Source organism: Geobacillus jurassicus NBRC 107829 (genome assembly GCF_001544315.1).
GTDB classification, from domain to species: domain Bacteria; phylum Bacillota; class Bacilli; order Bacillales; family Anoxybacillaceae; genus Geobacillus; species Geobacillus jurassicus.
In genome coordinates this window covers 22,258-33,013 of record NZ_BCQG01000042.1, presented here as the reverse complement: position 1 = coordinate 33,013, position 10,756 = coordinate 22,258, and the positions used below count along the sequence as shown (strand labels likewise).

General features: G+C 38.4%; 12 protein-coding genes and 1 pseudogene. 9 read left to right on the top strand and 4 right to left on the bottom strand.

Going from position 1 to position 10,756, the window contains the following annotated elements:
• The 8 genes and pseudogenes from GJ1_RS12530 to GJ1_RS12495 form a co-directional block, all read left to right on the top strand.
• The coding region (locus GJ1_RS12530; protein WP_245629384.1) for a helix-turn-helix domain-containing protein at positions 1-883 on the top strand (883 nt) is incomplete at its 5' end.
• Positions 884-1,303: 420 nt separating this feature from the next.
• Positions 1,304-1,651, top strand: coding sequence for an ArsR/SmtB family transcription factor (locus GJ1_RS12525; RefSeq protein WP_011230091.1), 348 nt, complete (start codon positions 1,304-1,306; stop codon positions 1,649-1,651).
• A 39-nt stretch (positions 1,652-1,690) separates the two neighbouring features.
• Entirely contained in the window at positions 1,691-2,752 is a 1,062-nt protein-coding gene (gene arsB, locus GJ1_RS12520; RefSeq protein ID WP_011230092.1) for an ACR3 family arsenite efflux transporter, read from the top strand.
• Between the two features lie 20 nt (positions 2,753-2,772).
• Positions 2,773-3,195 (top strand): arsenate reductase (thioredoxin), encoded by a 423-nt coding sequence (gene arsC / locus GJ1_RS12515; RefSeq protein ID WP_011230093.1) that lies wholly within the window; start codon positions 2,773-2,775, stop codon positions 3,193-3,195.
• A 148-nt stretch (positions 3,196-3,343) separates the two neighbouring features.
• Positions 3,344-3,790: a MarR family winged helix-turn-helix transcriptional regulator gene (locus GJ1_RS12510; RefSeq protein ID WP_011230094.1), complete on the top strand. Its 447-nt coding sequence runs from the start codon at positions 3,344-3,346 to the stop codon at positions 3,788-3,790.
• Between the two features lie 109 nt (positions 3,791-3,899).
• Positions 3,900-4,620: pseudogene (locus GJ1_RS12505) on the top strand (permease).
• A 13-nt stretch (positions 4,621-4,633) separates the two neighbouring features.
• Positions 4,634-5,428 carry an arsenite methyltransferase gene (locus tag GJ1_RS12500; protein WP_011230096.1) on the top strand — a complete coding sequence of 265 codons (795 nt, stop codon included), beginning with the start codon at positions 4,634-4,636 and terminating at the stop codon, positions 5,426-5,428.
• A 127-nt stretch (positions 5,429-5,555) separates the two neighbouring features.
• Positions 5,556-6,047, top strand: a complete 492-nt coding sequence (locus tag GJ1_RS12495) for a GNAT family N-acetyltransferase (RefSeq protein WP_011230097.1) — start codon at positions 5,556-5,558, stop codon at positions 6,045-6,047.
• A gap of 229 nt (positions 6,048-6,276) precedes the next feature.
• On the opposite strand, the gene recJ is transcribed toward GJ1_RS12495, so the two are convergent.
• The 3 genes from recJ to GJ1_RS12480 are packed head-to-tail and all read right to left on the bottom strand — an operon-like array spanning position 6,277 to position 9,795.
• Complete coding sequence (recJ, locus tag GJ1_RS12490; RefSeq protein ID WP_066232908.1) at positions 6,277-7,938, bottom strand: single-stranded-DNA-specific exonuclease RecJ; 1,662 nt, start codon at positions 7,936-7,938, stop codon at positions 6,277-6,279.
• A 22-nt stretch (positions 7,939-7,960) separates the two neighbouring features.
• Complete coding sequence (locus GJ1_RS12485) at positions 7,961-8,326, bottom strand: hypothetical protein (protein WP_013877404.1); 366 nt, start codon at positions 8,324-8,326, stop codon at positions 7,961-7,963.
• Positions 8,327-8,340: 14 nt separating this feature from the next.
• A complete protein-coding gene (locus tag GJ1_RS12480; RefSeq protein WP_066232905.1) occupies positions 8,341-9,795 on the bottom strand; it encodes a recombinase family protein in 1,455 nt (484 codons plus the stop codon).
• Between the two features lie 132 nt (positions 9,796-9,927).
• Between GJ1_RS12480 and GJ1_RS12475 the strand changes: the two genes are divergently transcribed.
• Entirely contained in the window at positions 9,928-10,170 is a 243-nt protein-coding gene (locus tag GJ1_RS12475; RefSeq protein ID WP_013877402.1) for a hypothetical protein, read from the top strand.
• 87 nt (positions 10,171-10,257) lie between these two features.
• Here the strand turns inward: GJ1_RS12475 and GJ1_RS12470 are convergent, their stop codons facing one another.
• Complete coding sequence (locus tag GJ1_RS12470; protein WP_066232903.1) at positions 10,258-10,605, bottom strand: helix-turn-helix domain-containing protein; 348 nt, start codon at positions 10,603-10,605, stop codon at positions 10,258-10,260.
• Between the last annotated feature and the right edge of the window lie 151 nt (positions 10,606-10,756).

Here is a 10,756-nt window from a genome sequence, read left to right as displayed (position 1 = left end):
GGAGAAGGAGATGGAAGTATATAATGTTCACCAAGCACTAAAAATACTTCAGGAATATTACATTACTGACTCAATTCAAATGGTTACTCGTTGGATCAGAGAAGGAAAGATTAAAGCAGAACGTTCGGCAAATCGAAAGGAGGGTTGGCGAATTTATCACGATGATTTATTCGAGTTTATTGAAGAACAGAGACCAGGTTTGCCTGAAGTAATGGGAGTTTATGAATGGTATGTAGAAAACTCTTTTTCAATGTTGGCGAATGACCATCGTGAAAAGCATAATAAATTGGATTCTGAAGAAGTTAAAGGTGATAGCACTCACTCGGAAGAATTAATGAAACAGCTCATGGAGGAGAAGAATCAATTAGAAAATCAACTCATTAATATGCAGGATGAGTTGAACTTGGTTTACGAGCAAATCACTGAATTAACGGTTAAAGTTCAAAAACTGGAAGAAGAAAATGCTTTTTTAATCGGTTTATATGAGCAAATGGATGAGATGTATCAAGAATTAGAAAAGAAAAATCAACAAGAAAGTAGTAATGAAACACCAAAAACAATGGAACGCAAATTAAAGAAAGAGATGTCTATTGAAGATTTTAAAATGATTTTCGAAAAAGTGATCAAGGGATACAAAAGTGAAACAATAAACTACATACAGCAAGAAAATAAACTAATCAACGAAATATATACGTTGTTTTTCAATGAAGATGGAGAGTTAAAAAACGAGGTTATTGATGATGGAGAATATATTTGTCCATTGACTAAGAAGAAGTATAAAAAAAATTTAAGATCCATGCTTAAAAACGCGATCCGAACCAAATTAGAACAAATCCTGAATTCAGTTGACGAAACAGTGTTAGCTAACGACTCGAGTCGTTAGTCTTTTTTACTTATCAAATAAATAAGGATTTGAAATGGAGTTAACAAACGAACCGAAACAAATAAAAGAAATTTATGACGAGGAGGAGAATCTCTCGTTCTGAAGAATAACAACAAATGGAGACGAGATAAGGCAAGTTTACTTCCGAATTTCACACTTTCGTTTGAATTTGTAAAGATTATGTTAAAGTCGTTTTTTTCTTTTGTTTTATATAAGTATGTAGTTATATACTTATTAAAGGGAAGAGTAAGTATGGTTATACTACCATATCCATTTCGTGGATATGAAAGATGTGACATCATTATTTAGTGTGAGAGGAACAAAATTGCAAATAAAGGGATTTAGGAGTATCATATTTCATTTTCGCTCATATATATAAGTAAATAACTATATAATCATAAAAGAATAGGAGGTGTTTCCATGCAAAAGACAGTAGTGGAAATAGAAAAAGCATCACACGTTTTAAAGTTGCTTGGTGATAAAACACGTTTAACGATCATGGCAATTTTAAAACAACGTGAGTGTTGTGTATGCGAGCTTCTTGAGGTGTTTGACATGAGTCAGCCGGCTATTAGTCAGCATCTTCGCAAGTTAAAAGATGCAGGATTAGTAAAAGAAGATAAGAGGGGACAGTGGATTTATTATTCCCTCAATTCACAAAATGAGTTATATGATTTCATCCAAGATATTCTGCAACATATTCCAGATCAAACAGAGAATATTCGTAAGATTGAGGAAACCAACCCTACGCTCCGTTGCGGTTGTTAACCTACTAATCTACTAATTTAAATTATTAGGGGGGAAAAAATGAATAATACGGGGAAAAAACGTCTATCGTTTTTGGATCGATACCTCACGCTTTGGATTTTCCTTGCTATGGCAGCAGGAATTGGCTTAGGATTTGTCTTTCCAGGCTTTGTAGACGGAATGAACAGTTTGCAGGTAGGGACCACATCAATTCCAATTGCGATTGGCTTAATTTTAATGATGTATCCTCCGTTAGCAAAAGTTCGTTATGAGGAGATTGGGCGCGTCTTTAAAGATGTGAAAGTATTAGTGTTATCGCTCGTACAAAACTGGATTATTGGACCGATTCTTATGTTTTTGTTGGCGATCATATTCTTACCGGATAAACCGGAATACATGGTCGGACTCATCATGATCGGTCTGGCACGTTGTATTGCGATGGTGATTGTCTGGAATGATTTAGCGAAAGGAGACAGGGAGTACGCAGCTGGATTGGTGGCGTTTAACTCTGTATTCCAAATGCTATTTTACTCTGTTTATGCGTATGTGTTTGTGACGATCATTCCAGAATGGTTAGGACTAGAAGGTGCTGTCGTTAATATTACAATGATGGAAGTCGCTAAGTCGGTGTTTATTTACTTAGGAATTCCGTTTCTTGGCGGAATGTTGACGCGCTTTTTGTTAGTAAAAGCAAAGGGCAGACAATGGTATGAAAAAGTATTTATTCCAAAAGTCAGCCCGATTACATTGATTTCTTTGTTGTTTACGATTATCGTCATGTTCTCTTTAAAAGGAGACGTCATTGTAAGCTTGCCGTTGGATGTAGTGAGAGTTGCCATTCCATTGTTGATTTACTTTGTGTTGATGTTCTTCGTTTCCTTCTTCTTAGGGAGGAAATTTGGAGCGAGATACCCTGTAACCACAACACTTGCCTTTACAGCCGGCAGTAATAACTTTGAGTTAGCGATTGCCGTAGCTGTTGGCGTGTTTGGGATCCATTCCGGTGCAGCATTTGCAGCTGTTATTGGACCACTGGTGGAAGTGCCTGTCATGATTGCGTTAGTCAACGTGGCACTATGGTTTCAACGAAAATACTTTAAAACAGAATCAGTATCATACTAACAACAGAGGTGGAAGGAAACATGAAAAACAAAAAGATCATTTACTTCTTATGCACAGGTAACTCTTGCCGCAGCCAAATGGCAGAAGGATGGGCAAAAAAATATCTTGGCGACGAGTGGGAAGTGTACAGCGCCGGTATTGAAGCGCATGGACTAAATCCAAACGCGGTAAAAGTCATGAAAGAAGTAGGAATTGATATTTCGAACCAGACATCGGATATCATTGATCCGGAAATTTTAAATAAAGCGGATTTGGTAGTAACATTATGTGGTCATGCAGCGGACCATTGTCCAGTAACCCCACCAAATGTGAAACGTGTTCATTGGGGATTTGATGATCCGGCAAAGGCGGAAGGAACGGAGGAGGAAAAATTAGCGGTATTCCGTCGTGTTCGCGATGAAATCGGCGCGCGCATCAAAAAATTTGCTGAAACAGGCGAATAAGACTAAATGACAGCCGAGAAGAATCTTCTCGGCTGATTTTACAGGAGGGGGAATCATGATAAAAATTGGTGAAATTTTATTCTATTTTCTAAATTAAAAAGTTGCAATATGCAAATAATGTGATATAAATAATTATAGAGGTGAAAAAATGGAAAACATTAGAGAGTTGTTTCAAGTGATGACACGTCGTTTTGGATTGCTAAATAAAAATTGCTGTTCGATTGATGATGTAGATATTTCTCTCGTTCAAAGCCATATTCTTTATGAAATTGACAAAAGAGAACATCCCTCCATGCAACAAGTGGCTGAAGCATTAGGAATGGATATTACCACGTTCAGCAGACAGATTCAAAATTTAGTGAAAAAGGGATTAGTAAAAAAAACGCCGCTTCCTGAAGATCGAAGAGTATACACGTTATCGTTAACCACCGAAGGAAAGTTTATCGCAACAACCATTGATCGAGAAATAAATCGATATCTAGAAGAAGTGTTTTCACATATGACGGAATTTGAGAAAGAAACCGTGATTCGTTCGATTAAATTGTTGAATGAGTGTATGGCAAAATCAAGTGTATGTTGTAAACCGTTATTTTGAGGCAAGTATATCTAGGCTTGCCTGTTTGTTAAACATATAGTTGTAATTTGCAAATAAAATAAGGAGAGATAATCAATGAGCATAGCGATTTTTCAAGACTTTCTCTTATATTGCGTTAGAATTAACTCTTTTGTTTTTGGCTATTTCGTTCGTCATTCACTTTTCAGTAAGGATATATTCCTTATGATAAAATGCAAAGTTTGTTAACAAAGCGCCATCCGTTATTCGGAGCATTGGTTGCTGTCGCGTTTGCGTTTTGCTCATGTTCTACGATCCCAGTTGTCGTATCGCTTTTAAACCAGAAGGTCCGTTTCGGTATTGTGATGATTTTTCTCTTTGATTCTCCTGTGCTCGATCCAATCATATTGACACTCATGGCTGCGACACTCGGAGTAAAAAAAGGAGAAGTAGAGATCGGAAAGAAACGAAACATGAGAGAAGCTTTACAGGAGACCTTTCACTTAATAAAAACGGTTTATCCATATTTGCTTTTGGGTGCAGGCATTGAAGCCATTATTCATGGTGCTGTACTGACAGAATGGATTTCAACCTATATGGGGGGTGATAAGTGGTGGCTTGTTCCACTTGCAGCAATCATCGGAATTCCTTTGTATATCCGCCTTTTCACGATGATTCCCATTTCACAAATGTTGATTGCAAAAGGCATGGCATTAGGACCTGTTATGGCGCCGATGGTTAGCTCAGCAGGGGCAAGCTTACCGGAGATCACATGATTACACAGTATCTTTAGAAAGAAGCTGGTCTTTGCGTTTGTAGGTTCTGTCATGACGATGGCAACGTTATCAGGATTTTTATTCTATATCATTTAAGGAGTGATAACTTATGAATCACGTTAATAACGATCAAATCCGGCAAAATGTCCGCAGCCGCTATAAGCAAATTGCGCTGCAGGAAGTAAATTCTAGAAGCTGTTGTTCAGACTCTTCCGGATGTTGTGGTACACCTAATGAGGTATCAGCAAAACTAGGATACTCGGATGAGGAATTATCTGCCGTGCCAGAAGGAGCTAATCTTGGACTTGGTTGCGGCAACCCGCTAGCAATTGCGGAATTGAACCCCGGAGATGTGGTGTTGGATCTTGGTTGTGGTGCCGGTTTCGATTGCTTTTTGGCTGCTCGTCAGGTCGGAGAAACCGGGCGCGTCATTGGTGTGGATATGACACCAGAAATGATCAGCAAAGCACGCAACAATGCTGCCAAGGGTGGCTTTACCAATACTGAATTTCGGTTAGGAGAAATCGAATATTTACCGGTGGCAGATGGTTCGGTGGATGTCATTATTTCCAATTGCGTCATTAATCTTTCTCCAGATAAGCCCCAGGTGTTCAAGGAAGCCTATCGTGTGCTGAAACCAGGAGGGCGCCTTGTCATTTCCGACGTTGTGGCGACGGCAGAACTTCCATCGGAAATCAAAAACAATATGGATGTCTTGTATTCGGGCTGCGTATCAGGAGCAGCATCGATTGGTGAACTGGAATCCATGTTACAACAGAGTGGATTCACACAGATCACCATTGAACCAAAAGATGAATCGAAGGAGTTTATCAAAGATTGGGTGCCTGGAGCGAACATCGAGGATTACATTGTTTCTGCGATCATTAAAGCAATGAAACCTTAAAAAATGTGGTGTAACAGATCGGAACTCGTTGGGGAAGAAAAGCGTGAGTGTTGCTAATGTTACATGGAAAAGGCATTAGGCGATTCCTAGTGCCTTTTCTGTATGAAAATAAGGAGGGATTTTTCATATGAACATTCGTAGCTTTCGCAAAGAGGATTGGATGCAAGTGAAGGAAATTTACGAGCAAGGAATTGCGACAGGACAAGCAACGTTTGAAACGACAGCACCATCGTTTGAAAAATGGGAATCGACCATTGCCGCAAATTTATGTTTGGTCGCTGAAAACGAAGAAGGCATTCAAGGCTGGTGTAAGATAAGTAAAGTATCGGATCGCTGCGTGTATGAAGGGGTGGGAGAGGTGAGTGTGTATGTTCGAGATGTGAGTCGGGGAAAAGGAGTGGGAAAAAAACTTCTACAAGCTATGATCAAAGAATCCGAGGCAAAAGGATTTTGGACATTAACAGCAGGGATTTTCCCTGAAAACATACCAAGTTTACGTTTACATCAAAGTGTTGGATTTCGTGAAGTTGGTATCCGACAACGTATAGGAAAGTTAAATGGGGTATGGCGTGATGTGGTATTGCTTGAGCGTCGCAGTCCAGTTGTAGGTATAGACTGATTATGAATTTTATATTATGTAATCACTTTGTATATATAAAAGTGGCAGATTATTCTCGGATTCATAGCGAACCAAAATAAATCTGCCACTAGAGTTAGATCCAAATACAATTGTGTTATTTCCATATACCATTCTGTCAATGTACAGCCCCTCGTTGTGGGTTATGTCCTCCTCTGCAAAAAACAATATATTTTGTTAATTGTATTTAACTTTTTCCAAGGCTCTTTGGTTATTGGATGAAACGAAGATCATGAATTAAAAAATCTTTTTTCATCGGACAGTTAGGAGTGTAAAGAAATTCAGCTAACAATTGTTGTTGGAGTTCGTTTGCCATTGCCCCTTTAAAGAAGGCAATGGCTTCTTTATCATTCGTTGTTAATTTTAAATGTTCATTGTTTTTCCCGAATACTTGGAATTGCTTGATTGCCAGCGGTGAACAATAAAACAACGGCTTTGGAAATGACATTCCGAATGGTTCTAAAACGCTTAAGTCAGCAAAAAGATGCATAGGGAACTGATGTAAGGGAATTGTACTAATGTATTTTAATTTTGGATGTAGTGGCGGTTCCTCTAAGGCTGCTAGTTGAATCGCTTCTCTAAAAGCATGAATATGATCGAAATCGGGTTTAATCGAAAAACCAGCAGCGGCTCGATGACCACCGTATTTGGTTAAGAAATGTGAGCACTTCTTAATCACATTAATGATGGAAAAATCAGTCGTGTTTACACTTCTGGCAGAACCGGCTCCTGTCAAGGAAATCACAACCGCTGGCTTTTTGAATTTATTGGCTATTTTGGCGGCAATGAGACCGATAATTCCGCTGTGAAAATCATCGCAAACGACAATAACATTTTGTTTATACCATTGGTTTTGAATAATTTGTTCCTCAATACGTTGGAATTGTTCTTTTGTCATTTGTTGCCGCTTTTTATTTAAAGTAATTAATGCATAAAGATCTGCTTTTGTACATGAAGGATTGATTAGAATATCGACAGCTTCGTTCGGATCATCAATTCGTCCCGACGAGTTAAAAATCGGTCCAATTTGAAAGCTAATGGTGGAACTATCGACATATTTAATTCGTAAAATCTCAAAGAGTTTTTTTAATACAGGGGTTGGTGTATAGTTCATTTTCTGCAATCCAAGTTTACAAATAATACGATTTTCTCCTTTAATAGGCATTAGATCCGCAATCGTACCTAATGTGGCAAACTCAATAAATTCATAAACATGTTTATCCCAAGGGATTTTTCCTGCCATAAAAAGTGCCTGTACAACTTTTAAAGCGACTCCTGCACCTGCGAGATGTCGGAAAGGATAAGTGTTGTCATGGCGTCGCGGATTAATAAACGCATAACAGTCGGGATGCGGACCTAAAACTTCGTGATGATCCGTAACAATGACATCCATTCCTCTTCTTTTTGCCACTTCCATGGCAGGGTGGGCGCTTGATCCATTGTCTACTGTAATAATTAAAGAGACATCTTCCGGAACTTTTTCCATTGCTTTTGGTGACAAACCGTACCCTTCACTGCGAAGCGGCAATCGATAATGTACATCTGCTTTAAATTTCTTTAAAGCTTTGTACAGGATAGCTGTTGCTGTCATTCCATCTACATCATAATCACCATAAATCAGAATTTTTTCTTTTTGTATCAAAGCTTTAATAATGCGTATAATCGCTTTTTTCATGTCATTCATGAGAAATGGATCATGAAAATCATCTATAGTCGGAAATAAGAATCGTGATACTTTTTCGCAATTGTCGATGCCGTGAATAAACAAATGGTGCATCAGTACAGGTTCGATATCAAACTGTCTTGCCATATAGGTGATCAAAGCTTTATTGGGATGTTTTTCTAGTGGTGTATCAAACGGTACCCAATCCATACTTACCGTCCTCTCGTTGGTGTCATTTGTAAAACCAAGCATATCTTTTGGCTTGAAAAATGTTTAATGTTTGAAAAAATCGGTCGGATGGGATGTTTTTTGTTCCGTAGTATTCTTGGTAAAAGCGCAAAAGGTACTCTGGAGGACGGTTATATGTTAAATACTCTCTGTAAAGATCGATTGGTATTGGGAATGCGTTTTCATATTCAATTCCTCCTTTTGACAACACAAAATACAACTCAAATGGCGTGTCGATTTCAAGCGAACTCATTACTTCTTTATAAAAAATGACACCCGAATTTTTGTAAGAGATCAGTTCTTTTTTTAGATGAAGCAGATTCTGAAATTGATTAGTATCGAGCAATTGGCGTAAGGTGATCGGTTTCATGCTGTCAACTCCATTTACTGAATGTTTAATACGATTTCAATATCCTTTTCATCAAGTAAAATCACTTTTTCAACAATCGTTTTAATTAATGATTTTGCTTCGGGGACTGGTAAAACATCGATTGCATCGATCACATTGTTTATTTTTTCTTTCACCATTGCCTCAAGCTTTTTTACATCCACTGAGGAAGCATTTTCCGCTTTTTGAGCTTCTGCAATGATTTGTTCCATCCGCTTTTTTTCTTCATTTAAATCCTCTAACTCAATGAGTCCTGCCGTGTACGCTTCCACTTTTCGTTTATAACGGTTTTTGGCGGCTCGAATTTTTTGCTCGATTGTGCTCTCTTCGTTTTCAGCAGCCTTTTGAATAAGATGAGGAATCATTTGGGTGTTAATCGAATCGGCTAACTTTAATAACCCATGTTTAAACCATGACTCTACATCGTCAGCGCGGTACTGTTTGCTTGTACACGTTCCTTTGTTTTTGTTAGCGGAACAACGATAAACACGATAGCGATTTTTCGGTGAACCTGACCAACCAATGCTCATTCCTGAACCACATCTGCCGCATTTTAATAGTCCACCAAGTAAATGCGGACTTGTTTGTGCTCGAGGTGCCATTTGTTTTTTATTTACTCTTTTTTGTACTTGTTCCCATGTAGCTTGATCAATAATAGCTTGACAAGCGTCTTCAACGACAACCCAATCGGCATCATCTTTTTTTACTCGCTTCGATTTGCTGGAGTCGATACGGTTCCAAACTAAGGTTCCTTTGTATACGGGATTCGTAAGCATTCGTTTAATAGCCCGAATCGACCATTCCTTTTTTTGACGAGAAGGTATTCCTTCTTCATTTAGCTTTTTAGCAATCGCATAGTAGCCGAGCCCTTGATTGAGATACCAATCATAAACTTTTCGAACGATTTGTGCTTCCGGTTCATAAATAACTAATTCTTTATTCTGTAGTCGATAGCCATAAGGGCTTTGTGTTAACCATTTTCCTTGTCTGGCTGCGTGCAGCATGTTTTCAAAAACACGTTCCCGAATTCGTTCCCGTTCAAACTCGGCAACCGCACCCAGGACTTGAAGTGTAAGACGTCCGGACGGAGTATTGGTGTCAAACGATTCGCTAATCGAAATAAATGAAACGTTATATTCTTGGAACGTATCAATTAATTTCAAAAGATCCAATAATCGCCTGCTCAAACGGTCCAATTTCGTGACTAATATTTTTGAAATCGTACCTTTTTTTACTTCCTGTAATAAACGGTTTAACTCCGGACGATCAAGATTTTTAGCAGAATAACCGTCATCGATAAAAAGTAGTGGTTCCTCATTCCAACCCATTGCCCGGCAGTAAGCTTTTAACCGTTCTTGTTGTTCATCGAGCGAAACCCCTTCCCGAGCTTGTTCGTCCGTAGAAACGCGGCAATATAAAGCAATCGATCTTTCTTGAAAAATGTCTTTCATACATACTGCCTCCAACTCTGTTTGTCCCATATCCCATATATATGTTTGGATGAACGAAACAATGAGTTTGACCGATTTGCAGGGTTGTCCCACCTCACTTTCTGCATATGTATGAGCAAAGGGGGAATACCGATGGAAGATGTGAAAGTTCGCTTCTCCGTAAATAGCAGTTTAGGAAAATTTTCATTTGACGACATCCACGATCTTCATAGCCACCCCGTTGCTCAAATGATCCAAGAAAAAATGGTTGCATGGGAACAGAAGTTTAAGGGAAGTGCAATTCATCACCTATTGCATAAAGAAATCGGTCAGGAACAAGCCAAACAGATTCAAATTGCCTTCCAACAAAAAGAGAGCCAACCGGTCGATGGTTAGGCTCTCCTTTTTTGTTAATTTTATTCATTATTATGAACAGATGTTTATTATTATGAATAAAATTACCAAAATTTGTTCATCATAAAATTAGCGAGTGGAGTTTTCATTCAAAAACAAATGAACTCCTCGCTCCAGTGTGGAAAGGAGGTAATCAGCAATTTCTGGGTGCTTTTGTTCCAATTCCTTTAGTTGTCGCATGACATGTTGGATCCGAATATCGAATTCGCTATCACTGGAATGTGTTGTTTCAACAGGAAGGAGTGAGAGTTCTTCTTGAAGTTTTTCGAGAAGTGAAAGCTGAATGGTGTCTGTTTTACCCGTTTCTAAATTGCTGAGATAAGCGGGAGAAACATTTAAACGTTCAGCGAAAGCATTTAAACTGATTCCTTTTTGTTTTCTTAGCACACGAATTCGTTCTCCTATATGTTGCAACATATTCGAATTCCTCCGTAAAAATGGCTAGACGCATGTATTTTCAAAGAAATACAAGTTTGGTTAGAAACAAAGGCTTTATTGTATTTCAACATTCATCCAAAAAAATCCTGTTTGTAAGCTTAAGTTTTAGGAAAACATCATAAATTTTTTG

Bases quoted from the DNA above. Each gene is read 5' to 3' on its own strand.
- GJ1_RS12525 (WP_011230091.1), top strand. From the start codon at position 1,304: ATGCAAAAGACAGTAGTGGAAATAGAAAAAGCATCACACGTTTTAAAG.
- GJ1_RS12470 (WP_066232903.1), bottom strand. From the start codon at position 10,605: ATGTTGCAACATATAGGAGAACGAATTCGTGTGCTAAGAAAACAAAAA.
- GJ1_RS12500 (WP_011230096.1), top strand. From the start codon at position 4,634: ATGAATCACGTTAATAACGATCAAATCCGGCAAAATGTCCGCAGCCGC.
- GJ1_RS12510 (WP_011230094.1), top strand. From the start codon at position 3,344: ATGGAAAACATTAGAGAGTTGTTTCAAGTGATGACACGTCGTTTTGGA.
- arsC (WP_011230093.1), top strand. From the start codon at position 2,773: ATGAAAAACAAAAAGATCATTTACTTCTTATGCACAGGTAACTCTTGC.
- arsB (WP_011230092.1), top strand. From the start codon at position 1,691: ATGAATAATACGGGGAAAAAACGTCTATCGTTTTTGGATCGATACCTC.
- GJ1_RS12485 (WP_013877404.1), bottom strand. From the start codon at position 8,326: ATGAAACCGATCACCTTACGCCAATTGCTCGATACTAATCAATTTCAG.
- recJ (WP_066232908.1), bottom strand. From the start codon at position 7,938: ATGGATTGGGTACCGTTTGATACACCACTAGAAAAACATCCCAATAAA.
- GJ1_RS12495 (WP_011230097.1), top strand. From the start codon at position 5,556: ATGAACATTCGTAGCTTTCGCAAAGAGGATTGGATGCAAGTGAAGGAA.
- GJ1_RS12475 (WP_013877402.1), top strand. From the start codon at position 9,928: ATGGAAGATGTGAAAGTTCGCTTCTCCGTAAATAGCAGTTTAGGAAAA.
- GJ1_RS12480 (WP_066232905.1), bottom strand. From the start codon at position 9,795: ATGAAAGACATTTTTCAAGAAAGATCGATTGCTTTATATTGCCGCGTT.